At 74.1% G+C, this 25,630-nt stretch carries 21 protein-coding genes, 1 other RNA gene and 1 pseudogene; 14 read left to right on the forward strand and 9 right to left on the reverse strand.

The window, feature by feature from the left end; translation table 11 throughout:
• Positions 1–13: 13 nt before the first annotated feature.
• Entirely contained in the window at positions 14–3,460 is a 3,447-nt protein-coding gene (locus EJG53_RS25255) for an FtsK/SpoIIIE domain-containing protein (protein ID WP_125046669.1), read from the reverse strand.
• Positions 3,461–3,936: 476 nt separating this feature from the next.
• On the opposite strand from EJG53_RS25255, the gene EJG53_RS25260 reads away from it, so the two are divergent.
• From EJG53_RS25260 to EJG53_RS25275, 4 genes are all read left to right on the forward strand, one after another.
• Positions 3,937–5,721 carry a serine/threonine-protein kinase gene (locus EJG53_RS25260; RefSeq protein ID WP_125046670.1) on the forward strand — a complete coding sequence of 595 codons (1,785 nt, stop codon included), beginning with the start codon at positions 3,937–3,939 and terminating at the stop codon, positions 5,719–5,721.
• Positions 5,722–5,968: 247 nt separating this feature from the next.
• Positions 5,969–7,315 (forward strand): serine/threonine-protein kinase, encoded by a 1,347-nt coding sequence (locus EJG53_RS25265; protein ID WP_125046671.1) that lies wholly within the window; start codon positions 5,969–5,971, stop codon positions 7,313–7,315.
• 102 nt (positions 7,316–7,417) lie between these two features.
• Positions 7,418–8,530 carry a peptide chain release factor 2 gene (gene prfB / locus EJG53_RS25270; RefSeq protein WP_125046672.1) on the forward strand — a complete coding sequence of 371 codons (1,113 nt, stop codon included), beginning with the start codon at positions 7,418–7,420 and terminating at the stop codon, positions 8,528–8,530.
• A gap of 392 nt (positions 8,531–8,922) precedes the next feature.
• Positions 8,923–9,903, forward strand: a complete 981-nt coding sequence (locus EJG53_RS25275) for a hypothetical protein (protein ID WP_125046673.1) — start codon at positions 8,923–8,925, stop codon at positions 9,901–9,903.
• Positions 9,904–10,062: 159 nt separating this feature from the next.
• Here EJG53_RS25275 and EJG53_RS25280 read toward each other — a convergent pair whose 3' ends face one another.
• Entirely contained in the window at positions 10,063–10,251 is a 189-nt protein-coding gene (locus tag EJG53_RS25280) for a hypothetical protein (RefSeq protein ID WP_031007483.1), read from the reverse strand.
• 294 nt (positions 10,252–10,545) lie between these two features.
• Here EJG53_RS25280 and ftsE point away from each other — a divergent pair, with 294 nt between their 5' ends.
• From ftsE to ssrA, 5 genes are all read left to right on the forward strand, one after another.
• Positions 10,546–11,235: a cell division ATP-binding protein FtsE gene (gene ftsE / locus EJG53_RS25285; RefSeq protein WP_030025118.1), complete on the forward strand. Its 690-nt coding sequence runs from the start codon at positions 10,546–10,548 to the stop codon at positions 11,233–11,235.
• Between the two features lie 32 nt (positions 11,236–11,267).
• Entirely contained in the window at positions 11,268–12,179 is a 912-nt protein-coding gene (gene ftsX / locus EJG53_RS25290; protein ID WP_031007481.1) for a permease-like cell division protein FtsX, read from the forward strand.
• A 67-nt stretch (positions 12,180–12,246) separates the two neighbouring features.
• A complete protein-coding gene (locus EJG53_RS25295) occupies positions 12,247–13,443 on the forward strand; it encodes a S41 family peptidase (RefSeq protein ID WP_125046674.1) in 1,197 nt (398 codons plus the stop codon).
• An 18-nt stretch (positions 13,444–13,461) separates the two neighbouring features.
• Positions 13,462–13,971 carry an SsrA-binding protein SmpB gene (gene smpB, locus EJG53_RS25300; protein ID WP_125046675.1) on the forward strand — a complete coding sequence of 170 codons (510 nt, stop codon included), beginning with the start codon at positions 13,462–13,464 and terminating at the stop codon, positions 13,969–13,971.
• A gap of 116 nt (positions 13,972–14,087) precedes the next feature.
• Positions 14,088–14,457: a transfer-messenger RNA gene (gene ssrA / locus EJG53_RS25305) on the forward strand.
• Between the two features lie 121 nt (positions 14,458–14,578).
• Here ssrA and EJG53_RS25310 read toward each other — a convergent pair.
• Positions 14,579–15,883, reverse strand: coding sequence for an MFS transporter (locus EJG53_RS25310; RefSeq protein WP_125046676.1), 1,305 nt, complete (start codon positions 15,881–15,883; stop codon positions 14,579–14,581).
• Positions 15,884–16,007: 124 nt separating this feature from the next.
• On the opposite strand from EJG53_RS25310, the gene EJG53_RS25315 reads away from it, so the two are divergent.
• Both EJG53_RS25315 and EJG53_RS25320 read left to right on the forward strand, forming a co-directional pair.
• Positions 16,008–16,979, forward strand: coding sequence for a LysR family transcriptional regulator (locus EJG53_RS25315; RefSeq protein ID WP_125046677.1), 972 nt, complete (start codon positions 16,008–16,010; stop codon positions 16,977–16,979).
• 103 nt (positions 16,980–17,082) lie between these two features.
• Entirely contained in the window at positions 17,083–17,604 is a 522-nt protein-coding gene (locus EJG53_RS25320) for a DUF4232 domain-containing protein (protein WP_244955321.1), read from the forward strand.
• A gap of 26 nt (positions 17,605–17,630) precedes the next feature.
• Here EJG53_RS25320 and EJG53_RS25325 read toward each other — a convergent pair whose 3' ends face one another.
• The 5 genes and pseudogenes from EJG53_RS25325 to EJG53_RS25340 form a co-directional block, all read right to left on the reverse strand.
• Positions 17,631–18,041, reverse strand: a complete 411-nt coding sequence (locus EJG53_RS25325) for a lasso peptide biosynthesis B2 protein (protein WP_125046678.1) — start codon at positions 18,039–18,041, stop codon at positions 17,631–17,633.
• Positions 18,038–18,268: pseudogene (locus EJG53_RS25330) on the reverse strand (lasso peptide biosynthesis PqqD family chaperone); the annotation flags it as partial. The gene EJG53_RS25325 and the pseudogene EJG53_RS25330, both read right to left, overlap by 4 nt.
• Before the next feature lie 28 nt (positions 18,269–18,296).
• The gene (locus EJG53_RS25335) at positions 18,297–19,631 is read right to left on the reverse strand and encodes an asparagine synthase-related protein (protein ID WP_244955323.1); all 1,335 of its coding nucleotides are present in this window, start codon (positions 19,629–19,631) and stop codon (positions 18,297–18,299) included.
• Positions 19,601–20,173: a hypothetical protein gene (locus EJG53_RS42745; protein WP_244955324.1), complete on the reverse strand. Its 573-nt coding sequence runs from the start codon at positions 20,171–20,173 to the stop codon at positions 19,601–19,603. Before EJG53_RS42745 ends, EJG53_RS25335 begins: the two co-directional genes overlap by 31 nt.
• Before the next feature lie 272 nt (positions 20,174–20,445).
• The gene (locus EJG53_RS25340; protein ID WP_125046679.1) at positions 20,446–20,589 is read right to left on the reverse strand and encodes a lasso RiPP family leader peptide-containing protein; all 144 of its coding nucleotides are present in this window, start codon (positions 20,587–20,589) and stop codon (positions 20,446–20,448) included.
• A gap of 318 nt (positions 20,590–20,907) precedes the next feature.
• On the opposite strand from EJG53_RS25340, the gene EJG53_RS25345 reads away from it, so the two are divergent.
• A complete protein-coding gene (locus EJG53_RS25345; RefSeq protein ID WP_125046680.1) occupies positions 20,908–22,389 on the forward strand; it encodes a nitrate/nitrite transporter in 1,482 nt (493 codons plus the stop codon).
• Between the two features lie 140 nt (positions 22,390–22,529).
• Positions 22,530–23,801 carry a uroporphyrinogen-III synthase gene (locus EJG53_RS25350; protein WP_125046681.1) on the forward strand — a complete coding sequence of 424 codons (1,272 nt, stop codon included), beginning with the start codon at positions 22,530–22,532 and terminating at the stop codon, positions 23,799–23,801.
• A gap of 47 nt (positions 23,802–23,848) precedes the next feature.
• On the opposite strand, the gene EJG53_RS25355 is transcribed toward EJG53_RS25350, so the two are convergent.
• Positions 23,849–24,625 (reverse strand): class I SAM-dependent methyltransferase, encoded by a 777-nt coding sequence (locus tag EJG53_RS25355; protein ID WP_125046682.1) that lies wholly within the window; start codon positions 24,623–24,625, stop codon positions 23,849–23,851.
• Between the two features lie 155 nt (positions 24,626–24,780).
• Here EJG53_RS25355 and EJG53_RS25360 point away from each other — a divergent pair, with 155 nt between their 5' ends.
• A complete protein-coding gene (locus EJG53_RS25360; protein WP_125046683.1) occupies positions 24,781–25,422 on the forward strand; it encodes a CGNR zinc finger domain-containing protein in 642 nt (213 codons plus the stop codon).
• Positions 25,423–25,630 lie beyond the last annotated feature (208 nt).

A 25,630-nucleotide genomic window follows, 5' to 3' on the forward strand; every position in this document is an offset into this window, starting at 1 on the left:
GAGCGGCGGCGCGTCAGAGCAGCGGCGGGGCGGCGGGCGCGCCGGAGGACTGGGCGGCCCGCTGGAGGGCGCTCGCCAGCAGCGCCAGGTCGGTCGGCCCGTTGCCCAGCTCGCGCAGCGGGCGGCGGGCCGGCGGATCGCCCATCCGCTCCCACTCCAGCGGTACGACCGTGGGGCGGAGCGTGGACGTCCGGGGTATCCGCCCGGTCACCCGGCCGGCCTGGAACGGGGTGACGGAGGAGTCCGCCGCGCGGTGCAGCCGCCCGCGCCCGGGCGGCACCGGCTCGGCCGCGTCCGCCGCCGGGCCCAGCTCCACCCGCAGTCCGGCCGCGCGGTCCGTGGCCGTGTCGGCCGTACGGTCCGGGTGGCCGGTGGCCGCTATCAGGTGCACGCCGAGCGCCACCCCGTCCCGCGCCACCGCCTCCAGCGCCCGCACCACCGAACCGGCCGCCGGACGGCCCGTACTGCCCAGGGCCGGGGCGACCAGCGCGTCGAAGTCGTCGACCAGCACGAACAGCCGGGACAGCGGCGCGGCCTGCGGCGCCTGCGCCTCGGCACCGGCCCCGGAGGCGCTGCGCGCCCGCAGCCGCAGGGTGCCCGTCGAGGTGGTGTCCCGCTCGGCGGCCGGCGCGCCGGACGGGCCCTCGCCGGGGCGGCGGGGCGCCGGGGTGCGCGGGTCCGGGAGGTGCCGGGCCCGCCACTCGGCGAAGTCCGTGCCGGCCAGGGTCTCGGCGCGCCGCTTCAGCTCGGAGCTGAGCGCCTGCGCGAACTGCCGCATCCGCACCGGGTCGGAGGCCGTCAGATGGGTGGTCACGTGCGGCAGGTCCGTGCAGAGCCGCAGCCCCTCGCCGCGCTCCGGGCCCGCGCCGTCCACCAGGACGAGGGAGAGCAGGTCGGGGCGGTCGGCGGCGGCGAGCGAGGCGGCCAGCGAGCGCAGCAGTTCCGTCTTGCCGCTGCCCGGGCCGCCGGTCACCAGCAGATGGCAGGCGTCGGTGGCCGGATCGGCGCACAGCGGCCCGTGCGGGCCCGCGCCCAGCACGGCGGCGGCGCCCGCCCGGCCGGGGTCCGAGGCGGCGGCCCAACGGGCCATCAGGGAGGCCGGGGTGGCCCGTGCGAGGCCCAGCTCGTCCAGCAGCCGGGAGGTGTCCGGCAGCGGTACGGCGGCGCTGCGCGCCGGGCGCCCGCCGAGGCCCTCGCCGGTGTCCGCCTCGCGCAGCGGCGCGAGGGCGCGTGCGAACCGCTCGGCCCAGGCGCCGGAGACCGCGTCGACCGCGGCGACCGTGCCGTTCGGACCCGAGCCGGGCTGGACGACGCGCAGCGCGGTGGCGACGTCGCCGCTCAGCACCGCGACCGCGCCGCACTCGCCGAACGCGGGCGACGCCGCGCGGGCCGCCTCGTACGTCGCGGACAGCGGGAAGGCCGGGGTGGCGGCGGGCGTCTCGGCCAGGCACAGCACATGGATGCCGGCCGCCGGGCCGTTCGCCGCGAGCCGGGCCGTCGTCTCGCGCAGCGCCGACGAGCCGGGGTCGCCGTCCACGATCAGGAGGGTGTACGGGCCGTTGTAGCGCGCGGCGGCGGAGGCGACGGCGGCGCGGTCGGCACCGGCCCAGTGCGGGCCCAGCGGACCGTCGTCGAGGCGGCGCGCCAGCTCGGCCGTACGGGCCGTCGCCTGCTCCTTCTCGTACGCGAGCAGCAGCCGGCAGTCCTGGGCGTGGGCCGGGCGCACCTGGGGGAGCCAGCCGAGCCAGGACCAGTCGGCCAGCCGGTCCTCCAGGGACCGCGCGCGGTCCGTGCTGACCAGCACGATCTCCAGGGTGGCGGGGGAGTGCAGGGCGGCGAGCTGCGCGACGGCGGCGCGTGCGAGGCCGCCGAGCCGGGCGCGCGGCCCGGCGAGCCCCAGGGCGCCCGCCTTGCGCAGCTCGACGGTCACCGGCACGGCGGCCCGGCCGCCGTCCTGCGGGGCGGTGCCGAGCCGGACGGTGAGCGCGTCCGGGTGGTCGGGGCCGCGCTCCCAGAGCCGGGGCCCGGGGCCGAGGGCGGTCAGCAGCACCGTCGCCGGGTCCGGCCACCGCTCGTCCGCGGCCTCGGGGCTCAGCCGCCCGCCGGCGGGCTCGTCCGCCCGGTCCGCCGCTCCGGACGCCGCCGCCTGGGACTGCCGCTGCTGCTCCTCCCACACGGTCGGTGCGGGGGCGGGGCCGGTCCCGGCGCGCCCGTCGGCCGGCCGGGCGCCGGTCAGCCGACGGGCCCAGGCCCCGATGCCGCCCCGGCGCGCGGCCCTGGGGGCCGGCTCCTCCTGGCGCGGATCGTGCCCCTCGGCCGGGGCCAGATCCTCTCCGCCGCCGTGGGTCCGCTCCGAACCGGCGCCGTCCGGGTCGTACGGCGTGTAGTGCTCCTGGGGGCTGCCGGGGTACGGGGTGCCGCGCAGCGGGGTGCCGCGGCGCGCCGGGCTGTCGTACGCGGCGGGCAGCTCCTCCGGCGGCCGCGGGTCGCCGTACGGGGTGAGGGCGTGCGGCGAGGTGGCGTACGGCGCGGGGGCGGGGACGCTCCGGGCCGCGGGAGGAGCGGCGGGGGAGCTCTGGTGCGGCACCCCGGGACGCCGGGTGTCCTGGCGCGGCACCTCGGACCGCAGGGCGTCCTGGCGCGGCACCTCGGGCCGCCGGGCGTCCTGATCGTGCGCGGCGGACCGCGCGCCGGGGACGGCGGGAGCGCCGGAAGGCCCGGCACCCCGGGCCCCCGGGGCGCCGGCGTCCTGCTGGGAGACGCGCAACTGGCCCTCGCCGTCGGGCGCGCACACCAGGGCGGGGTCGGGCCCGGCGGGCACGGCCTGGAGGCGCAGCACGGACTCGCCGATGCGCAGCAGCGCGCCGGGCGGCAGCGGGACCGGGTGCTCGCCGACCTCGGTGCCGCCGACGGCCGTCCCGTTGGTCGAGCGGAGGTCGGCGACCAGCACCGAGCCGTCCGGTTCGACCGTCACCGCGCAGTGCAGGCGGGAGACGTCCGGATCGTCGAGGGGCACGTCCGCCTCGGCGGAGCGGCCGACGCGGATGGCGCCCTGGCCGCCGTGCAGGAGGTGGACCCCGCCGGCGTCCGGCCCGGAGACGACCCGCAGCCGGGGCGCGCCGTGCGGCAGGCCGTGCGCCGGGGCCGGGCCGGGGGCGCCGAGGGAGAGCACCGCGCCGTCGATCAGCGGGGGCTCGCCGACCGCCGCGCGCTGCGGGTCCAGCCGCTCGCTGCCCGCGTAGAGCACGACGGTGCCGCCGGAGCCGGCCGGGGCGGCGGCGCCTTTGCCGGTGCCGCCGCTGGTGCTGCTGCCGATGTCCGCGCCGGACCCGGCCACGGCGGCCGCGAGGCCGCCCGCGACCGTGGCGAGCGCCGTCCCGGCGGGGGCCGTGACGAGGACGTCGCAGACCCGCGTGGGGTGGCCGCTGCGCGGCCCGAGGACGGTCAGCCGGATCTGCATCGCCGTCAGCGGTCCCTTCCGCCCGGACCGTTCGGCAGGGGCCCCGTGACCTCCCCCGCCGCGCCGGGCACTCGGCACGTACAAGTCCCTGGGCGCGGGGATCGTGCTCCCGCGCCGCACGCGCGCGACGGAGGCCCCGCACCCCCACCGCTTCCGTGCTGGGTGCATCCTCGCACCTGCCACTGACAACACGCCCGCCGACCATCACTCAGTGATCTTGATCGGTCGTCCCCGGGCGGAAAAGCACCTGATCGAGCACGGTGAACGGCCGGTTTTCGATCATCGGCGTTCGCTGTTCGGCCTGACGTGGACACCGGGCCCCGTGCGCTCGCAACCATCTGTCCTGAATGCGCGTCTTTCCTCCGAGCCCTGCCCGATCGTCCCGCCGTACGGCCCGTACGGCGGCACTACAGTGGGGCGACGGGCCGCTGCGACCCACCGGCCCGGCAAGGATCGATCACGACCAGGGAGCGCACGTGCGGCCGGTAGGCAGCAAGTACCTGCTTGAGGAGCCGCTGGGACGCGGCGCCACGGGCACCGTCTGGCGTGCCCGTCAGAGGGAGACGGCCGGGGCCGAGGCCGCGGTGGCCGGGGAGCCCGGCGAGACGGTCGCGATCAAGGTCCTCAAGGAGGAGCTGGCGCACGACGCGGACGTCGTCATGCGCTTTCTGCGCGAGCGCTCGGTGCTGCTGCGGCTCACCCACCCGAACATCGTCCGCACCCGCGACCTGGTCGTCGAGGGCGACCTGCTCGCCCTGGTCATGGACCTCGTCGACGGCCCCGACCTGCACCGCTACCTCCGCGACAACGGCCCCTTCAGCCCCGTCGCGGCCGCCCTGCTGACCGCCCAGATCGCCGACGCGCTGGCCGCCAGCCACGCCGACGGCGTGGTGCACCGCGACCTGAAGCCCGCCAACGTCCTGCTCCAGGGCACCGGCGAGGGCGACACCGCCGAGCTGCACCCGATGCTCACCGACTTCGGCATCGCGCGCCTCGCGGACTCGCCCGGCCTGACCCGCACCCACGAATTCGTCGGTACCCCCGCCTACGTGGCGCCGGAGTCCGCCGAGGGCCGCCCGCAGACCTCCGCCGTGGACATCTATGGCGCCGGCATCCTGCTGTACGAGCTCGTCACCGGCCGCCCGCCGTTCGGCGGCGCCAGCGCCCTCGAAGTGCTGCACCGCCACCTCAGCGAGGAGCCGCGCCGTCCGTCCACCGTGCCCGAGCCGCTGTGGACGGTCATCGAGCGCTGCCTGAGCAAGGAGCCGGGCGAGCGGCCCAGCGCCGAGAACCTGGCCCGCGCGCTGCGCACGGTCGCCGCGGGCGTCGGCGTACACGCGACCCCCGCGCAGGCCGAGGCCGCGCTCGGCGTCGCCGCGCTGCTGGCGCCGGACCCGTCCCCCGCCACGGTGCCCGGCACCGGCACCGGCGGTACGGGCGACGCCGACCCCACCCAGGTGCTGCCGTCCACCGGCGCTTCGTACGACCCGGCCGCGGCGACCAGCGTGCTGCCGTCCACCGGTGGCCGGGGCGGACCCGGCGGCCCGGACGCCGACCCCACCCAGGTGCTCTCCTCCGGCCCCGGCGGTCAGGGGCAGGATTACGGTCAGGGTCAGGACTACGGCCAGGGGTACGGTCAGAACGGCGCCGACCCCACGCGCGCGATGCCGCCCGTACCGCCGGGCCCGCCCGGTGGCCGGCCCGAGGGGCCGCACCCGTGGGAGTCCCAGATGCGGGCCGCCCGGGACCGCAACGAGCAGACGCAGTACATGGATCCGGGCCAGGACCCGCTGCGCCGTCGCCTGCAGCGCCAGCCCGCGCAGCCGCAGCAGCCCCCGCAGCCTCCGCAGCGGCGCCCCCAGCAGCCGCCGCCGCAGTACCAGCAGCAGGCGCCCGCGCCGTACCAGCAGCAGGCCCCCGCGCCCTACCAGCCACCGCAGCACCAGCCCCAGCAGGCGCCGCGCCGGCAGCAGCCGCCGCCCCAGCGCTACGAGCCCGAGCCGCCGCCCCGGGAGCGCGAGCCCCGGCCGCGCCGCGAGCCCCGGCAGCGCAGCGCCAACCCGATGCGCATCCCCGGCCTGGGCTGCCTGAAGGGCTGTCTCTTCGTCCTGGTGATCCTGTTCGTCGGCGGCTGGGCGGTCTGGGAGTTCTCCCCGCTCCAGGAGTGGATCGGTACGGGCAAGGGCTACTTCGAACAGATCGGCGACGTCATCGGCAGCGTCCGGGACTTCTTCAACGACGTCGGCACCTGGTTCAAGTGACGTCCGCTGCCCGCGGCCCCGGTGCCCACCGGGGTCGCGGGGCCGCTCCGGCACGCCCGCCGGGGAGCGCCGCGCCCGCGTCCGGCACGGTGACCAAGGGGATTTGTCGACTTCCAGTGGGCGATTTCCCCCACAGAAGTGATACCCGGGCCCATCCTGGGCACGGAACCCCCCGGCACCCGCGTAGCTTTGACGCCACCTTCAGCCCCCTGAGGACGCTCAGCGGGCCCGACACGTCGGAGCAGTCTTGGCACGGAAGATCGGCAGCCGGTACACCGCCCACCAGATCCTTGGCCGCGGCAGTGCCGGCACGGTATGGCTAGGCGACGGACCCGAGGGGGCCGTCGCCATCAAGCTGCTGCGCGAGGACCTGGCCGCCGACCAGGAGCTGGTCGGCCGCTTCGTCCAGGAGCGCGCGGCGCTGCTGGGTCTGGACCACCCGCACGTCGTCGGCGTGCGCGACCTGGTCGTCGACGGCAACGACCTCGCCCTGGTCATGGACCTCGTCCGCGGCACGGACCTGCGCACCCGCCTGGAGCGGGAGCGGCGGCTCGCCCCGGAGGCCGCCGTCGCCGTCGCCGCCGACGTGGCCGACGGCCTCGCCGCCGCCCACAAGGCCGGCATCGTGCACCGCGACGTCAAGCCCGAGAACGTCCTGCTGGACATGCAGGGACCGCTCGGGCCCGGCGGCGCCCACCCCGCGCTGCTCACCGACTTCGGCATCGCCCGCCTCGTCGACACACCGCGCCGCGCCCTCCCGCAGCCACCGGCCGCCGGAAACCTGCGCTCGGCCAAGGTGATCGGCACCCCCGACTACCTCGCGCCCGAGATCATCGAGGGCCTGCCGCCGCGCGCGTCCGTCGACGTGTACGCGCTCGCCACGGTGCTGTACGAGATGCTCGCCGGCTTCACCCCGTTCGGCGGCGGCCACCCCGGCGCGGTACTGCGCCGCCACGTCACCGAGGCCGTGGCGCCGCTGCCCGGCATCCCGGACGAACTGTGGCAACTGCTCCTGCAGTGCCTGGCCAAGGCGCCCGCCTCCCGGCTGCGCGCCCCCGAACTGGCCACCCGGCTGCGCGAGATCCTGCCCGGCCTGGCGGGCCACCCGCCGCTGGACATCGACGAGCCCGACGGCGACCAGGCCGCCGAGGAGGCGGCGGACACCGCCACCGGCCCGTACGTGTCCGGTGCCGCCGGGTCCGCCCCGGGCGCGTACGACGAGGCCCTCTACCCGCCGGTCGCGCCCGGCGGCTCCCGCCCGCGCGGCGCCGTACCGCTCGTCCACGGCTCGGCCGCCCCCGACTCGAACCGCGAGACGCACACCAGCATGCGCGTCCCCGGCCCGGACGAGCTGGCGGGCGGTGCGCACGGCACGGCCCGCGCCCCGCGCGCCGCGGGCGAGCCCCGGGCCGGCTCGGCCCGGCACCGCGAGGCGGTACGCCGCCGCCGGGTGAAACTGGGGCTGGCCGCCGCCGCGGTGGTGGCCGCCGCCGGGCTCGGCGGCTGGTTCGCCTCCCAGCACGGCGACTCCGGCGAGGACGCCAAGCCGGGCGTCCGGCAATCCGACCCGGCGACCCCGCGGCCCACCCGCTGACCTCGGACGACGCCCCGCCCCGCCGCCCTCCTCGCGCCGCCGCCCCACGAGCGGCGCGAGGCTCGGGGCACGCAGGCGGCGGCAGCCGTTAGGCTGGGGTGCGTGGCAGTCGTCGATGTATCCGAAGAGCTGAAGTCCCTCTCCTCGACCATGGGGTCGATCGAGGCCGTCCTGGACCTCGACAAGATGAGGGCCGATATCGCCGCGCTTGAGGAGCAGGCAGCGGCGCCGTCCCTCTGGGACGACCCGGAGAGCGCACAGAAGATCACCAGTCGGCTGTCCTACCTCCAGGGCCAGCTCCGCCGGGCCGAGGAGCTGCGCGGCCGGGTCGACGACGTCGGTGTGCTCTTCGAGCTCGCCGAGGCCGAGGGTGACGACGAGACCCGTGCCGAGGCCGAGAAGGAGCTGGCCGACGTCCGCAAGGCCGTCGACGAGCTGGAGGTCCGCACGCTGCTGTCGGGCGAGTACGACTCCCGCGAGGCCGTCGTCAACATCCGCGCCGAGGCCGGCGGCGTGGACGCCGCCGACTTCGCCGAGAAGCTCCAGCGCATGTACCTGCGCTGGGCCGAGCGACACGGCTACAAGACCGAGCTGTACGAGACCTCGTACGCCGAAGAGGCCGGCATCAAGTCGACCACCTTCGCCGTCCAGGTGCCGTACGCCTACGGCACCCTCTCCGTCGAGCAGGGCACCCACCGCCTCGTGCGCATCTCGCCCTTCGACAACCAGGGCCGCCGCCAGACGTCCTTCGCGGGCGTCGAGGTGCTGCCGGTGGTCGAGCAGACCGACCACATCGAGATCGACGAGTCCGAGCTGCGCGTCGACGTGTACCGCTCCTCGGGCCCCGGCGGCCAGGGCGTCAACACGACCGACTCCGCGGTGCGCCTGACGCACATCCCGACCGGCATCGTCGTCTCCTGCCAGAACGAGCGCTCGCAGATCCAGAACAAGGCGACCGCGATGAACGTCCTCCAGGCGAAGCTGCTCGAACGCCGCCGCCAGGAGGAGCAGGCCAAGATGGACGCGCTCAAGGGCGACGGCGGCAATTCCTGGGGCAACCAGATGCGGTCGTACGTCCTGCACCCGTACCAGATGGTCAAGGACCTGCGCACCGAGTTCGAGGTCGGCAACCCGCAGTCCGTGCTCGACGGCGACATCGACGGCTTCCTGGAGGCGGGCATCCGCTGGCGCAAGCAGCAGGAGCAGGGAAAGTAACCGGGCCGGTCACCGGGCCGATCGGTCGCCGAGTCGATAAACCGGTAAGCCGCGACTGAAGGGCTCATGGATTTTCTGTGAAAACAACTGCCGCTTTTTGAGCGGCAGTTGTTTTTTGCTGCCGTGTGGCCGTGTGGCAATTTGGTCACAGTCATACGTCCATGGACCCCGCAACTCCTCTCAATTCGGTCATCGCGCCTTTATTTGACCTTGACGACGCTGTGAGAACTGGGAAGGGTGGTACGCGGCATGCGTATGTCCGGGGCGTGCGTGTGAACGGGGAACTGAGTGCAACGGCCGCAGGGCGGTACCGCGACTCGCCTACCCGGGTCGGCCGCTGCCCCGAACGGCGATGCTCCATGGATGAGTAGAGCTACTGGGGGTAGCAGCACATGACGAAAAAGACGCGGCTGCGTGTAGCGCGTATTGCGGCCGGCGCGGTGATCGCGGCCGGCGCGTCGCTCACCGCGGCCGGCGCGGCCTCCGCGGTCGGCAACGAGCCGACCACGGCGGCTTCCGGTGGTTCCGGCGGCCTGGGCGGTCTCATCGACGACCTGCTCACCGGCGGCGGTGACTCCGGCGGCAGTGAGACGGCCGGCCAGATCGGTGGCACCGGTGGCAGCGAGACCGGTGGCAATGAGACCGGTGGTCAGTCGGGCAGCCAGACCGGTGGCAACGAGACCGGTGGCCAGAGCGGCAGCCAGACCGGCGGTAGCGAGACTGGTGGTCAGTCGGGCAGCCAGACCGGTGGCAACGAGACTGGTGGTCAGTCGGGCAGCCAGACCGGTGGCAACGAGACTGGTGGTCAGTCGGGCAGCCAGACCGGTGGCAACGAGACTGGTGGTCAGTCGGGCAGCCAGACCGGCGGTAACGAGACTGGTGGTCAGTCGGGCAGCCAGACCGGCGGTAACGAGACTGGTGGTCAGTCGGGCAGCCAGACCGGTGGCAACGAGACCGGTGGCCAGAGCGGCAGCCAGACCGGCGGTAACGAGACCGGTGGTCAGTCCGGCAGCCAGACCGGCGGCAACGGGAACGGCGGCCAGTCCGGCGGCTCCTCCTCCGGCAGCAACGGCAGCAACGGCAGCACCGGCAGCACCGGCGGCTCCTCCACCGGCGGCAGCGACGACGGCACCGGCACCGGTACCGACAACGAGGGCAGCAAGCCGATCGAGCAGCCCGGCGAGGGCAGCCAGCAGATCGTGGACACCCCCGGCCAGCCGCAGCAGCAGGCTAAGGGCGGCGAGCTGGCGGAGACCGGTGCCTCCGGCACCACCTTCCTGCTCGTCGGCGCGGCGACGATGATCGCCGGTGGCATCGGCTTCCGCCTGATGCCGCGCCTGATCAACAAGAACGGCGGCGCGGCCGCGGCCTGACCCAGGCCCCGCCCCGCACCCCGGGGCAGCGCATGACGGAGGGCCCGGAGCGCGAACAGCGCTCCGGGCCCTCCGGCGTTCTCCATCACCTCTGCGCGCCGGGTGCGGCGACGCTCCGTACGCGGTACGTCACACGGGGCCGCGGCCCCCCGGGGTGTCTCAGGCGGCCTGGTGCAGCAGCGCCGCGAGCGCGACGAGCGCCACCAGCAGCGCCACCAGGGCCGCGGGCGTCACCTGGCCGAACAGCCCGTTCTCCTGCAGCCGTTCCCTGCTGGCCCGGCACACGGGGCAGCGGCCCTCGTTCACAGGGGCCGCGCAGTTGGCGCACACCAGCCGGTCGTACGTCATGCGACCTCCTCCTCAACCGCTGCAACGCGCAAGGGACCACGTTGGTTCCCCTACCACTTTGCCAGCTCGCCGTCGGAACGGCGCGCCCCGGTCGCCTTCCGGCCTTTTCCGCGGGCCTGCCCGCGCCGCCGGGCCGGAATGTGCTCGTTTTGTCCCCGTAGATGCCGTGAATAAACGCACCAACCCCGAACGGCGACTGCGCCTTCGCGCGAGACTCGCGTAGGGTCACGCTCACCGACAGGAGCCCCAACAGGGGCATCCCGTGCCGCTACCCAGGTCGACCGTGGTGCATCAGTGATCCGATTCGACAACGTCTCCAAGACCTACCCGAAGCAGAACCGCCCCGCCCTCAGGGATGTCTCCCTGGAGATCGAGCGCGGTGAGTTCGTCTTCCTGGTGGGCTCCTCGGGCTCCGGCAAGTCCACCTTCCTGCGTCTGCTCCTGCGGGAGGAGCGTGCCAGCCATGGCGCCGTGCACGTACTGGGCAAGGACCTCGCGAAGCTCTCCAACTGGAAGGTGCCGCAGATGCGGCGCCAGGTGGGCACCGTCTTCCAGGACTTCCGGCTGCTCCCCAACAAGACGGTGGGGCAGAACGTCGCCTTCGCCCTCGAAGTCATCGGCAAGCCGCGCGGCCAGATCCGCAAGACGGTCCCCGAGGTCCTCGACCTCGTCGGCCTCGGCGGCAAGGACGACCGGATGCCGGGCGAGCTGTCCGGTGGCGAGCAGCAGCGCGTCGCCATCGCGCGGGCGTTCGTCAACCGGCCCCTGCTGCTCATCGCGGACGAGCCCACCGGCAACCTCGACCCGCAGACCTCGGTCGGCATCATGAAGCTGCTGGACCGGATCAACCGGACCGGTACGACGGTGGTCATGGCCACCCACGACCAGCAGATCGTCGACCAGATGCGCAAGCGCGTCATGGAACTCGAAAAGGGCCGGCTCGTGCGTGACCAGTCGCGCGGCGTGTACGGCTACCAGCACTAAGCGTGTACGGCCCCCAGCACTGAAAGGACGCCATGCGCGCCCAGTTCGTCCTGTCGGAGATCGGCGTCGGTCTCCGCCGGAATCTCACGATGACCTTCGCGGTCATCGTCTCCGTCGCCCTCTCCCTCGGCCTGTTCGGCGCCTCGCTGCTGATGCGCGACCAGGTCAGCACGATGAAGGGCTATTGGTACGACAAGGTCAACGTCTCCATCTTCTTCTGCAACAAGAACGACGCCGAGACGGGATCCCACTGCGCCAAGGGCGCGGCCACCCAGCAGCAGAAGAACGACATCAAGGCCGAACTGGACCGGCTGCCGATCGTGCAGAACGTGCAGTACGAGTCCAGCGACCAGGCGTACAAGCACTACAAGGAGCAGTTCGGCGACACCCCCGTGGCGGGCCTGGTCACCCCCGACCAGTTGCCGGAGTCCTTCCGGGTCAAGCTCAAGGACCCCACGAAGTACGAAGTGATCAAATCGGCCTTCTCGGAACGGCCGGGCGTCCAGGAGGTGCAGGACCAGCGGGACACCATCGAGCCGTTGTTCAACCTCCTGAACGGCATGAACATCGCCGCGCTGGTGGTGATGGCGCTGATGCTGGTGGTGGCGCTGATGCTGATCGTCAACACCGTGCGGGTGTCGGCGTTCAGCCGGCGGCGGGAGACCGGGATCATGCGGCTGGTGGGTGCGTCCAGCTTCTACATCCAGATGCCGTTCATCCTGGAGGCGGCCATCGCGGGCCTGCTGGGCGCGGTGTTCGCGTGTGTGCTGATCGTCGGCGGCAAGTGGGTGCTGATCAACAACTGGCTGGCCACGAAGATTCTGGTCATCAAGTTCATCGGCTGGGATTCGGTCGTCGCGGTGCTGCCGCTGGTGCTGCTGATCGGCCTGTTGATGCCGGCGCTCGCCGCGTTCTTCGCGCTCCGTAAGTACCTCAAGGTGTGACGTATGCCAAGGGCGCCGTACGGTCAACTCCCCGTACGGCGCTTCTTTCTGTCCTACACTCACCGGCATGACGGGCCCGAGTTTGTTCGCCCGGCCCCGCCGCAGCCGCCGCGGGGCGGCCCTGACGTTGGTCTTCGTGAGCGTGCTGGCGACCGGCGCGGCGGCGGGCACCTGGAAGGAGACCGGGCACCCGGCGGACGGGCAGCAGATGTCCGGGCGGGCGGCCGACGGGGCCGGCCACGGCCACCGGCCGGCGCGCGCCGGCCGGCCCGCCGGAGCGCATCCGGACGGCACCGGAACCGCGGACGACGTCGTCAGCCGCAGCGGTGACCGCTGGTCCACGGCGTTCTCCGCCCGCGAGTACGAGGACTTCCAGCGCGAGCTCGGCGGCGAGTACGTGGGCGTGGGCCTGTGGCTGCGACAGGCGCCGGACGGCCGCGCCCTGGTCTCCCGGGTACGGCCCGGCAGCCCCGCGGCGGCGGCCGGCCTGCGCCCCGGCGACGAGCTGCGCGCGGTGGACGGCGTGGCCTCCCGGGGCAGCCCGGTCACCGAGGTCGTGGCGCGGCTGCGCGGTGACGCCGGACCGGCCGCCGAGGGCGCGGCGCCGGGCGCCGGGAGCGGCGTCACCCTGGAGCTGGGGCGCGGTACGAGGCAGTGGACCGAGACCCTGCGCCGGGCCCGCCTGCGGGACCAGAACGTGATCACCGACCACCCCGACGGTCCGGACGGGCCCACCCGGATCAAGGTCGGCGCCTTCACCAGCGGTACGGGCGAGGAGATCCGCCGGGCGGTGCGCACGGCCTCCCCGCGCGGCGGCGTGCTGCTGGACCTGCGCGGCAACACCGGCGGCCTGGTGGACGAGGCGGTCACCGCCGCCTCCGCCTTCCTGGACGGCGGCCTGGTCGCCACGTACGACGTACGCGGCAGCCAGCGCGCCCTGTACGCGAAGGGCGGCGGTGACCCGGACATCCCCGTCGCGGTCCTGGTGGACGGCGGCACGATGAGCGCCGGAGAACTTCTGGCAGGGGCGCTCCAGGACCGCGGCCGCGCGGTCGTCGTGGGCACCCCGACCTTCGGCAAGGGCTCGGTGCAGCTTCCCAGCGCGCAGCCGGACGGCTCGGTCGCCGAGCTGACCGTCGGCCGGTACCGCATGCCGTCGGGGCGGGAAGTGGACGAGCACGGCATCACGCCCGACCTGATCGCCGAGGACGATGCCCCGGCCCGCGCGCGCACGGTATTGAGTGGCCTTGGGGGCGGTGCGTAGTGCGAAAATGGCGCCACTATGGCTAAGGCGAACAAGAAGAACAACAAGAAGGACGACGGGACCGGCCGCAAGCTCATCGCCCAGCACAAGAAGGCGCGGCACGACTACCTCATCCTGGACACGTACGAATGCGGGCTGGTGCTGACCGGCACCGAGGTCAAGTCGCTGCGCCAGGGCCGGGCGTCCCTGGTCGACGGCTTCGTGCAGATCGACCGCGGCGAGGCGTGGCTGCACAACGTGCACATCCCGGAGTACGCCCAGGGCACCTGGACCAACCACAGTGCGCGCCGCAAGCGCAAGCTGCTGCTGCACCGCCTGGAGATCGACAAGCTGGAGTCGAAGTCGCAGGAGACCAGCCACACGATCGTGCCGCTGTCGCTGTACTTCAAGAACGGCCGCGCGAAGGTCGAGATCGCGCTCGCCAAGGGCAAGAAGGAGTACGACAAGCGGCAGACGCTGCGGGAGCAGCAGGACCGGCGCGAGGCGGACCGGGCGATCTCGGCGGCCAAGCGGCGCGAGCGGGCCTGAGCGGCGGCGCGGCCCGCCGCCCCGGGCAGGAATACGCTGGCATCGTCGTGCGTTGGTCACGTACGATGGGCTACGCACCGCACGCCGGTGCAGGCACCACCTTGAAAAAACAACATGGGGATGATCGGTTTCGACAGCGGATGTCGAAGCAGGGGAAGCGAGCCGAGGAAGCGGCAATGATCTCGTAAACCATATGTCGCAAAAAATAATCGCCAACACCAAGCGCGATTCCTTCGCCCTCGCTGCCTAAGTAGCGACCTGCGAAGTGTCAGCCCGGGGATGTTCCCGACCCGGATCCTGGCATCAGCTAGGGAACTAAACTTCTAGGACCGGTCACGGGTCCTAGGAGGAAATCACACAGTGACTGAGCCCGTCGGAGACTTGTCCGCGAGATCTCCGGGGCCGAGAAAATCGCAGCGGACTGCGCTCGGAGAAGCCCTGTTTCCGCACCGTTGGACGCGGGTTCGATTCCCGCCATCTCCACTCGACGGAGAACCGGAGGCCCTGGCCCCCGGACCCGTCACCCCATGTGAGGCGAAGGCCCCGCTGCCCAGGCAGCGGGGCCTTTGTCGTTGCCGCCCTTGTCGTTGCCGTAGGGTCCCGGGCCTCACGCGGGCCGCCGGGCCCGTACGGCGTGGGCGGTGACGGCCGCGGTCAGGGCCAGGGCGCCCGCCGCGGCGGGCACGGTGTAGCCCGCGGGGGTGCCGGCGGGCAGGTGCTGCACGGCCCAGCCGCCGCCCGCCGAGCCCGCCGCGATGCCGGTCAGCAGCGCCGTGACGGCCAGCGTCATGCCCTCGTTCAGGCGCCCGGCCGGCACCCGGGACTGGATCAGCCCCATCCCGGTGACCATGGTCGGCGCCGTGGCCATCCCGGCGAGCAGGAGGGCGGCCGCCAGGAGGACCCCGCCGCCCGCGCCCGCTGCCGCGAACGGCAGCCACATCAGCGCGGCCATCGCGGTCACGCACAGTACGAAGCGGCGGTCCGCCGGCCCGGCCGGGCGCAGCACCCCGTACAGCAGGCCCGCCGCGCAGGACCCGGCCGCCTGGAGGGCGAGCAGCGCGCCCGCCACGGCGCGCTGCCCGTGCGCGTCGGTGAAACCGATCGTGACGACCTCCAGCGAGCCGAAGACCGCGCCGGTGGCAAGGAAGGTCAGCAGGAGGGGGAGCAGCGACGTCACCAGTTGTCCGGCGCCGTGGCGGGCGGACGCGGGTGCGACCGGCGGCTCCGTACGGCGCTGGGCGGCGAACAGCAGCACGCCCGTCAGCAGCAGCACCGCGCCGGTCAGCGTGCCCGCCTCCGGGAAGAGCCCGGTGCACAGGAAGGCCGCCAGCACCGGTCCGAGCATGAAGCACACCTCGTCCGCCGCCTGCTCGAAGGAGTTGGCGGTGTGCAGCGCGCGCGGGTCGTCCCGCAGGAGGTGGGCCCAGCGGGCGCGTGCCATGCCGCCGGTGTTCGGTGTGGACGCGGTGCAGGCGTACGCGGCGAACAGCGTCCAGGACGGCGCACCGAAGTGGACACACAGCAGCAGCGCCAGCGACCCGAGCACGGCCAGTGCCGTCGCGGGGACGGCGACCCTGGCCTGTCCGTACCGGTCGACCAGCCGCGCCGTCCACGGCCCGGCGACCGCCGTCGCCGCGAGCCCTGTCGCGGTGACGGCCCCGGCCAGCGCGTACGAGCCGCGCGACCCGGCGATCATCAGGATCGCGCTGACGCTGAACATGCCCATGGGCAGCCGGGCGAGGAGGTTGGCGGCGGTGAAGGCGCGGGTGCCGGGGACGGCGAAGATCCGTCCGTACGGCGCGAGTACGCGTCGGAGCGCGGCGGGGGAGCGGCGGCGCCGACGACGGGCGGGCGGCGTAGCGGGGCGGACGGGCGGGGCGGTCACGGGCCGGGCGGCGAGGAAGAGGATCACGCAACTACCGTCGCTGCGAGCGCCGTTCCCCGTCCAACACCAGAAGCGCGCGCATTCACGCATCCCTGTTGTCAATGCCATTGGCGCGTCCGGCCCCCGCGCGCGCCGGTGGCACGATGTGCGCGTGCCCCGAGACCTCGACCCGCGCCTGCTCCGCGCCTTCACCGCCGTCGCCGACGAACTGCACTTCACCCGCGCCGCCGCCCGGCTGTACGTCGCCCAGCAGGCACTGAGCCGCGACATCCGGCGGCTGGAACGGGAGGTGGGCGCCGACCTCTTCGACCGTACGACGCGCCGGGTCACCCTCACCGAGGACGGCACCCGGCTGCTCCCGTACGCGCGCCGGGTGCTGGCCGCCCACGACGACCTGGCCGCCGCCTTCCGCGCCCCCGACGACCGTCCGCTGCTGGTCGACGTCAGCGTCCCCATGGGCACGGCGCACGCCGTCCTGGAGGAAGCCCGCCGCCTGGCCCCCGCCTGCGAACTCGTCGCGCGCTACCACAGCGGCCTGACCGGCGCGGCGGCCGAACTCGCCGCCGGGCGGCTGGACGTGTCCTTCGGGCGGATTGCCGGACTGCCCCCGGCCGTCCGGGCCCGCCTGGAGCACCAGCCCGTACGGTACGAGCCGATGGCCGTCCTGCTGGACGCGGACCACCCGCTGGCGGCCCGCCCCGCCGTCCCCCTGGCCGACCTGGCGGGCGAGACCCTCTACGCCGGGGACGGGAACCCGCACACCGCCGAGTGGACCGACCTCGCCGCGCGCCTCTTCGCCGGGCGGGACATCGCGATGGCGGCGCCGTTCCCGGAGATCGAGGGATCGGCGGAGTTCATGCGGGTGGTGCGCAAGCAGGGCTGGTCGGTGCTGGCCAGCGTGGAGTTCATCAATGTGCCCGGTATGGCGCTGCGGCCGGTCACCGACCCCGTGCCGCTCTCGCCGGTGTCCCTGGTGTGGCGGCGCGGCCTGCGCCACGCGGGCCTGGACGCGCTGCGGACGGCCTGCCGGAGGCTGGCGGCCGAGCGGGGCTGGCTGCGGCGGCCGGAGGGCCCGGTGTGGCTGCCGGACGAGGACGCCGCGTTGATGGCGAACGGCCGATGATCGCCGCCGACTGCCGAATTTTCGTCGTATAAGCAACCTGTAAGCGCTGGAACCCCTCCCTAAGGGCGTCAGGAACCGTAGCCGGACATCGAAGGGGGTTCCCGTGCGCAAGCGTCCGCTGACCGCGGCGGCCCTGGCCGTGCTCGCCCTGAGCGGCGGCCTGGTCGCCTGTGACGACCCGCGCGTCGACGCGCTGCACGCGAAATGCACGACCAAGGACCTGAAGTGGAAGGTCACGGTCCTGAAGAAGAAGGCGCGCGCCACGCACCGGGAAGGCCGGCTCTCGGCGGTCAACACCGGCGGCAAGTGCGTCTTCGGCGGCTACCCGGCCTTCCGGGTGTACCTCGGCAAGGGGCCCTTCGCGAACGGCGTCGGGCAGGGCCGGACGCGGCCGGTGGGTCTGGCCAGCGGTGGAAGCGTCGTGATCGATTTCCGGTACCGGGACCCCGCGGGCGCGCGGCCGGCTCGCGACGACTGCTTCACCAACGGCCACGCCGTGGCGGCGGCACCCCGCGACACCGGCAACGACGCGATGGCGCCGATACAGGACGAGAAGGGCCGGGAGACCGGGATGGACGTCTGCGGCGACGTGATCCGGATGGCACCGCCGCGGGCCGCCGGCTGACCGGCCCGCGGCATCCGGGGGCGGATCTACCGGGGGACGGTCAGCAACGGCTGGTAGAGCCGGGTGTCGTCGGGCTCGCCCACGGGACGGCCGTCCACCGCCACCCACGCGTGGGCGCGGAACGGTTCCGTACGGACGCCCGTGCACCACTGGGGCCAGTGGCCGCGCAGACGGCACAACAGGGCGGTCGCCACGGAGCGTTGCAGACAGCCGTTGCCCGCACAGCGCAGGCTGACCGTGACGACGGCGTGCCGGGCACGCGCGGCTTCCGGTGCGGTGGCGGGGCGGGCGCCGCGCCGTACGGCCTCCAGCGCGCGGCACAGCGTGCGGGGGGAGCAGTGCGTCAGGAGGCGGGCCGCGGCGACGCAGCAGCGGGCCGCGCAGCGTTCCGCGAAGGACAGGCGCGCGGGCACGCCCAGGGCGACCGGGATGCTCACGAGGTCACCAGCTTCGCCGACCTGAGCGACTCCAGCAGGGCGACGGCGTCCGCGGCCACCCGGTCCGCCGCCGAGGGGTGGCGGTGGCGCAGTTCGTCGGCGGCCGACGCGCAGGTGCCGCCCGCGAGCAGGTGCTCCAGGACGAACGCGCCGGTGTTGTTCATCTGCCAGTAGCGGCCCGTACGGGCGTTGAGCAGCACCATGCCTCCGGGGGTGCGCACGCTGCTGACGTGGGGGCGAGGGCGAACATCGGGTTCAGGCTCCTTCCGCGGCGGGAACGGTGGGGCGGGTGGGGACGGGGGCCTGCGTCTCCCGGAGGGAGCGCAGCCAGTACTCGGCCGCCAGGGTGGGGTCGAGGGGGTGCAGGGTGTGCGCGAGCGGCTGGAGCGAGGTCAGGGCCGTCCGCAGCACCTCGGGCCGGATCAGGCCCAGCCCGGCCAGGTGCGAGTCGTCACAGAGGGCGGACAGGGCTCGGCGGTGGCGGCGCAGGCCCGCGTAGACCTCGGCGCTGTGTTCGCCCTTGGTGCCCCGGGCCCGCACCGCGTCCGGCAGGATGCCGCGCATGGCCGCGCTGAGCAGCGGCTTGTACGAGCCGACCGCGACCTGGTCCACGAGGCGCACGGCCAGCGCGGCCTCGATGACGGTGTCGTCGAGGAACGGCGCCTCGAAGGTGACGCCGTGCCGCGCGGTCAGGGCGGCCGCGCCGCGCACGATCTCCCCGGCGCGGGCGGCGGCCCGCAGCGTCTCGTGCTGGCAGCGCAGCGGCGCGAAGGGCTCGGGCGCCCCGGCGGCGGCGTCGCGCACCAGACGGCGCACGGTGGACACCGCGTCCGGATGCGCCCACGGCGGCATGGCCGGTACGACCTCCCAGTCGGCGCCGCTGTCCCCGGACCGCACACCGGGCACGATCCGGTCGGCGCAGGACTCCAGCCACTGCGGGTACGGGACGCCGCCGAACAGGGTGCGCAGGGTGTCCACCAGCGTCCAGCGGCCGAGGCGGCGGGCCGTGCACGCGCGCCGGGCGGCGGACCGGAAGTCCGTACGGGCCAGGGAGTTCAGCGCCACCGGGCGCGGGGAGAACAGTTCGTCACCGCCGACGCCGACCAGATGCGTACGGGAGCCGCGGGCGGCGACGAGGCGCGCCAGGTGGCTGAGCCGGGCGCTCTCCCGGATCACGGCGAGCGGGCCCGCCGGGTCGGTGTGCGCGGGCGGCGGGGGTGTGTACCAGGTGGGCGCGTCGGCGTAGGGGAGGGGAAGGTGCTCGGCGGCGCGGAGCAGGGCCGCGCCGTGGCCGCTCCACACGGTGTCGTCGTTGGCCTCGTCCCGGCACACCCAGGCCGTGGTGATCAGCCGGGTGTCCTCACGGGCGGCGAGGAAGCACAGGCTGGTGGAGTCCATGCCGCCGGAGAGGTCGGCGCTGAGCGCCGGGCGGCGGGTGCGCACCCGTACCGCCTCGGTCAGCGCGTCCCGTACGGACTCGGCGGCGTCCTCCAGCCACAGATCGGGCTGCGGGGCCTGCCACCAGCGCGCCGTGCCGTGCCGCCCGTCGGCGCCGAGCGTCAGGCAGTGGCCCGGCGGTACGGCGTGCACCCCCGCCAGGCCGGGCGCTGGGCGAGCGGGAAGGGGGCGAACGGGGCGAGCAGCCGCAGCGCCAGGCTCTCGTCGTCGACCGTACCGAGGCCGGGCGCGCCGGTGGGCAGTCCGACGGCGGCCGCCTCCCGGGCCAGCGCCGCCAGGTCCTGCGGACGGCTGCCGGCGACCGTGACGCCGTTGACGGTCGCGTGGTGGAGCTGCCGGACCGTCGACAGGCTGCCCTGGCACCGGGTACGGGAGCCCATCGAGGCCAGCAGGAAGAAGCTGCCGGGCAGTTCGCGGACCCGGGTGTCGAGGTCGTCCAGGCGGCGCAGCCGGCGCAGCATCCGGCCCAGGGTCCCGGCGTCCGCCGAGGTCGTGCCGAGCAGCAGCAGTCGGTCAGGACCCGAACTGGCCACGACAGCTTCGTCATCGGTCCAGTGCCCCATGATCCAGGGGCGTCCGGAGGGGTGGCGCACCGTGCGCACGGCGGGGTCGCGGCGCAGGTTCAGACACAGCGGACCGGTCGCGGGATGGTCGGGGAAGACGACGAAATCCACGATGACTTACCACCCCTGGCGTGCGGTGCGGGTGTACGGCACGGTCGGTTCCGGACGGGTGCGGGCAGGTGCTGACAGGTGACGGCGGAGGGCGGGCGGTACGGGTCCGGCCGGTACGGCCCCGGGTGGGGGCGGCCCCTGCCGGGACGGGCGGTGCGCGTCCGGGCAGGGACCGCCGGACTGGGGGCGTGCGGGCGACGTCCCGTCAGGCCGGGGACCCGGCGCCCCACCGGGGCGTGGCGGAGACCGGTGGGACCCGATCGGCCACAGGGTCACCACCAGCCGTGGCCGCGGCCTCCGAAGGCGTCCCAGTGGTGGCCGTGGAACCCGAGCGTCAGCTCGGCGAACTCACCGGCCTCGGCCAGCTCCGGCGCTTCGTACTCCACCGTCTCGGTCTGTTCATGGATCTCGGGCATCGGATGTTTCCCCTTCCCTCAGAGGTACTGCGCCGCTCTTGAACACAGGCAGTGCTCACGCGATTACGCAGCGCGTCCAAGGGAGATGTTGCCAGCGTCGGCGGCCCCTGCCATTGCCCCTAACGAGTGATGTCGGGGGCGCACGGGGTGCATTGGCGTAACCTCCGGCGGTTGTGCGCCACCAGCGCGTTCTCCGCTCACCGCGCGCTCCCGGACGCGGTGAGCGCAAGGTTTCGCGGCGGTCACGCGCCGCCACAGGGGGGAAACGCGGCCTCCCTAGCGTCGCGGTACGGCGGCAACCGGTAGCTGGGAGGCGCGATGACGGGCACCGACGCGACGGCGGAAACGGGCACGGCAGCAACGACGGAAACGACGGCGACGGAAGCAACGACGGCAACGACAGGAACAGCCACGGGCGGAGACGCAGCGGCCCGCGCCCCCGCCCCCACCCGGGGCCCCGGCCACTGGATCGAGCACTGGGACCCGGAGGACGAGACCTTCTGGCGCGGCCACGGGCGCCGGATCGCCCGGCGCAACCTCGCGCTCTCCATCCTCTGCGAGCACATCGGGTTCTCCGTCTGGAGCCTGTGGTCGGTGCTGGTGCTCTTCATGGGCCCCGAGTACGGGATCGACGCGGCCGGAAAGTTCTTCCTGGTGGCGGTGCCGACGCTGGTGGGGGCGGTGCTGCGGGTGCCGTACACCTTCGCGGTGGCGCGGTTCGGCGGCCGCAACTGGACGGTGTTCAGTGCGGCGTTGCTGCTGGTTCCCACCGCCGCCGCGGCGTGCGCGGTGCGGCCGGGCACCTCGTACACCGTCTTTCTCCTGGTCGCGGCGCTGGCGGGGGTCGGCGGCGGCAACTTCGCCTCGTCCATGACGAACATCAACTCCTTCTACCCGCTGCGCAAGAAGGGCTGGGCGCTCGGCCTCAACGCGGGCGGCGGCAACATCGGCGTGCCCGTCGTCCAGTTGCTGGGGCTGCTCGTGATCGCGACGGCCGGCGCGGCGCACCCCCGGCTGGTGCTCGCGGTCTACCTGCCGCTGATCGTGATCGCCGCCGTACTGGCGGCTCTGTTCATGGACAACCTGCGCCCCGTGCGCAACGACACCGGAGCGGCCAGGGACGCCGCCCGCGACCCGCACACCTGGATCGTCTCGCTCCTCTACGTCGGCACCTTCGGCTCGTTCATCGGCTACGGCTTCGCCTTCGGCCTGGTCCTGCAGACCCAGTTCGCGCGCACGCCCCTCCAGGCGGCGTCGCTGACCTTCCTCGGGCCGCTGCTCGGCTCGCTGGTGCGGCCGGTGGGCGGCCGGCTGGCGGACCGGTACGGCGGGGCCCGCATCACCCTGGCCACCTTCGCGGCGATGGCCCTGGCCACGGGCGTGGTGATCGCGGCGTCGGCGCGGCACTCGCTGGGCGTCTTCCTCGCCGGGTTCGTCGCCCTGTTCGTGCTCAGCGGCCTCGGCAACGGCTCCACGTACAAGATGATCCCCGGCATCTTCCAGGCCAAGGCGCTGGCGAAGGGTCTGACCGGCGAGGCGGCCGCGGCCCACGGGCGGCGGCTGGCCGGCGCGGCGATGGGACTGATCGGCGCCGTCGGCGCGCTCGGTGGACTCGGCGTCAACCTCGCCTTCCGCCAGGCGTTCCGGGCCGGGGGCTCCGGAACCCCGGCGTTCGTGGCCTTCCTCGGCTGTTACGCGCTGTGCTCCGCGGTGACCTGGGCCGTATACCTGAGGCGTACGGCGGCCACCGTGGCCGTACGGGAGCGGGAGGCGGCGGAGCCCGCGCTCGCGGAGGTGTGACGCGCGCCGCGCCGGGCGGCCGCCGTGGTCCGTAACGGCTGGGAAATACTGCGGGAGCGAGCCTGTCACCGGCGGTTGGCAGGCTCGGACCGCCACCGGTGCCCGGCGGCACCGGAGCCAGGACGAGCCAGGGACGGACGATGCACGAGGGCGAGCACGACGAGCGTCACGACGACGGCGCACAGGACGGGGCACCGGACGGCGCGGGGCGGCCCGGCGATCCGGCGCGGGACGGCGCAGAGGCCCCGCTGGACGCCGCGCCGGACGCGGCCCCGGTCACCCCGGACGTACGCCCCCTGGACGGCTTCACCGTCGGAGTGACCGCCGCCCGCCGCGCTGAGGAGCTGGGCGCCCTGCTCGAACGGCGCGGCGCCCAGGTCCTGCACGCCCCCGCGCTGCGCATTGTGCCGCTGCCGGACGACACCGAACTGCTCGCCGCCACCCAGGACCTGATCGACCGGGCCCCGGACGTGGTGATCGCGACCACCGCGATCGGCTTCCGGGGCTGGATCGAGGCAGCCGAGGGCTGGGGGCTCGGCGAGGCGCTGCTCGCCCGGCTCGGCGCCGTCGAGCTGCTGGCCCGCGGCCCGAAGGTCAAGGGCGCGATCCGCGCGGCCGGGCTGACGGAGACCTGGTCGCCGCAGTCGGAGTCGCTGGCGGAGGTGCTGGACCGGCTGCTGGAGGAGGGCGTGCGCGGGCGCCGGATCGCCCTCCAGTTGCACGGCGAACCGCTGCCCGGTTTCGTGGAGTCGCTGCGGGCGGGCGGCGCCGAGGTGGTCGGCGTGCCGGTCTACCGCTGGATGCCGCCCGCCGACATCGGCCCCGTCGACCGGCTGCTGGACGCGGCGGTCGGCCGCGCACTGGACGCGATCACGTTCACCAGCGCGCCCGCCGCCGCCTCGCTGCTGCGCCGCGCCGAGGAACGCGGCCTGCGGGACGGCCTGCTGGACGCGCTGCGCCGCGACGTGCTGCCCGCCTGCGTCGGACCGGTCACCGCGCTGCCCCTCGAAGCGCACGAGGTGACCACGTACCAGCCCGAACGGTTCCGGCTCGGCCCGCTCGTCCAGCTCCTGTGCCGCGAACTGCCGGGCCGCGTCCGCCCGTTGACGGTCGCCGGACGGCGGGTGGAGATCCGCGGACAGGCCGTCCTGGTGGACGGCGCGCTGCGGCCCGTACCCCCGGCGGGGATGGCGCTGCTGCGCGCGCTGGCCCGCCGCCCCGGCTGGGTCGTCTCCCGCGCCGACCTGCTGCGCGCCCTGCCGGGTGCGGGGCGCGACGAGCACGCGGTGGAGACGGCGATGGCCCGGCTGCGGGGGGCGCTCGGCGCGCCCAAGCTGATCCAGACGGTGGTCAAGCGGGGGTACCGGCTGGCGCTCGACCCGCGGCTGGGGGCCAAGTACGGCGACGGGTGACGTACCGCGCCGTACGGCTGTGTCCGGGGCCGCGCGAACCGCGGCGGCTACGCGGGGTTCGTCACCCGGATCTTGGACTGACCGTGCGGGCGGGTCTCCCAGTCCTCCATGAACCGGGCCTCCAGCCCGTGCTTGCGGGCCAGCGCCAGCAGCGTCCCGGTGCGGTAGTAGAAGTCCTCGCGCAGTACCTGGTGCTCGGTGCCCTCGGTGCGGTCGAAGGTGAAGTCGAAGAACCCGCCGGGCGCCAGGACGCGGCCGACGTGCCGGAAGCACTCGTCGATCACGGACAGCGGCGAGTGCGAGAACACGCTGTGCGCGTGCACCACGTCGAAGTGCCGGTCCGGCAGGAAGTCGAAGGTCAGGTCCTGCGTGATCGTCAGGTGCGGGAGCTTGTCCTGCAGTTCGTAGGTGGCCAGCGTCTTCTTGGCGGATATCAGGATGTCCGGCGAGATGTCGATGCCGTAGTAGTTGCCGGTGTCGAGGTGGGCGATGAAGCGCCAGCCGGCCCGCAGGTTGCCGCAGCCGATGTCCAGCATCCGCATGTCGGGACGGAGCCCGTGCTCCATCAGATAGCTGAACTGCATCTCGCCCAGGGCCAGCCAGCGTTCGTGGCTGCGGCTGCCGACCGCGGCCTCCGGGTTGCGGCCGGCGTCGGAGGCCATCACGGCGCGGTAGTACGCGACGTGGTCGGGGTGTTTGAGGCGCAGCCACGAGTCCCGGGCGGTGCGCTTGAGGTAGGGCGCGATGCGCGCCGGATTGCTGACCGCGTAACGGACCTTGTGCGTCAGGCTGGAACGGTTCTTGAGCAGGGTCTTGGCCGACATGCCCCGGACTATACAACAGGCGTATACACGCGATGCATACACGTGATGTATACAAAGGGCGGGGCCCGGTACGCGGCGGTGCCGAGGGTTCCGGCCGGGGGCCGCGCCGGGCACTCTGATAGGGCAGAGGTTGTCTCCCAAGGAGTGACGGGCACATGGCGGCGCCTTTTGACCTGCGGTTCGACTGCGGGCGGATCTGCCTGGACCTGATGGCCACGACCGGCCGGTCCGCCGAACGGCTGGCCGGCCCCGAACAACTGGCGGCCTGGCTGGTGGGCGCGGGCGTCGTCCCCGGCAGCGCCCAGCTCGGCGCCGTGGACCGCGGCTGGGTCGTACGCTTCCGGATGCTGCGCGAACTGCTGCGCCGCGTCGTCCACGACGAACTGCGCGGCCGGGCCGCCGACGGTGACCTGCGCCTGCTCAACGCGGCGGCCGCCGCCGCGCCGGTCCCGCCCGCCCGCGCCGTACGCGCCGACGACGGCGCCCTCGTCCGGGCGCTCGCCGTACCCCCCGACTGCGCCGGACTGCTGGCGGCGGTGGCGCGGGACGCCATAGGGATGCTGACCGACGCGGTCGCCCGCGGCCAGTTACGGCAGTGCGAGGGCGAGAGCTGCGCGCTGGTGTACCTGGACACCTCGCGCGGGCGGCGGCGCCGGTGGTGCTCCAGCGAGGTGTGCGGAAACCGGGAACGGGTGGCCCGCCACCGCCGGCGGGCGGAGGGCCGCGCGGGCCGGCCGCCCGCCGTGACCGCTCAGGTTCCGCTCCCTGCCGTACGGACGGTGCCGACGAACACGTAAGCGGCCCGGTGAGGACGCGCCCCCGGGTGCGCGGGAATTGCGCCGTACGGAGATTGAAAGAGAAACCATTCAGCGCTGTCCCGCAGGGCATCCCGGACGCGCCGGCCGGAAATGCGGACGGCGCCCCTCGGGACCGCTCCCCGATGCTCCCGGCGGAAAGCCGCCCCGTGAACCGGGGAATGCATACGCGCCCTTCGCCAATCGCCCG

This window comes from Streptomyces chrestomyceticus JCM 4735 (genome assembly GCF_003865135.1).
GTDB lineage: Bacteria > Actinomycetota > Actinomycetes > Streptomycetales > Streptomycetaceae > Streptomyces > Streptomyces chrestomyceticus.

Excerpts from the sequence above, each read along its gene's own strand:
- EJG53_RS25275 (WP_125046673.1), top strand. The coding sequence starts at position 8,923 with ATGACGAAAAAGACGCGGCTGCGTGTAGCGCGTATTGCGGCCGGCGCG.
- EJG53_RS25345 (WP_125046680.1), top strand. The coding sequence starts at position 20,908 with ATGACGGGCACCGACGCGACGGCGGAAACGGGCACGGCAGCAACGACG.
- EJG53_RS25360 (WP_125046683.1), top strand. The coding sequence starts at position 24,781 with ATGGCGGCGCCTTTTGACCTGCGGTTCGACTGCGGGCGGATCTGCCTG.
- smpB (WP_125046675.1), top strand. The coding sequence starts at position 13,462 with ATGGCTAAGGCGAACAAGAAGAACAACAAGAAGGACGACGGGACCGGC.
- ftsX (WP_031007481.1), top strand. The coding sequence starts at position 11,268 with ATGCGCGCCCAGTTCGTCCTGTCGGAGATCGGCGTCGGTCTCCGCCGG.
- EJG53_RS25340 (WP_125046679.1), bottom strand. The coding sequence starts at position 20,589 with ATGCCCGAGATCCATGAACAGACCGAGACGGTGGAGTACGAAGCGCCG.
- EJG53_RS25295 (WP_125046674.1), top strand. The coding sequence starts at position 12,247 with ATGACGGGCCCGAGTTTGTTCGCCCGGCCCCGCCGCAGCCGCCGCGGG.
- EJG53_RS25255 (WP_125046669.1), bottom strand. The coding sequence starts at position 3,460 with ATGCAGATCCGGCTGACCGTCCTCGGGCCGCGCAGCGGCCACCCCACG.
- EJG53_RS25355 (WP_125046682.1), bottom strand. The coding sequence starts at position 24,625 with ATGTCGGCCAAGACCCTGCTCAAGAACCGTTCCAGCCTGACGCACAAG.
- EJG53_RS25350 (WP_125046681.1), top strand. The coding sequence starts at position 22,530 with ATGCACGAGGGCGAGCACGACGAGCGTCACGACGACGGCGCACAGGAC.
- EJG53_RS25280 (WP_031007483.1), bottom strand. The coding sequence starts at position 10,251 with ATGACGTACGACCGGCTGGTGTGCGCCAACTGCGCGGCCCCTGTGAAC.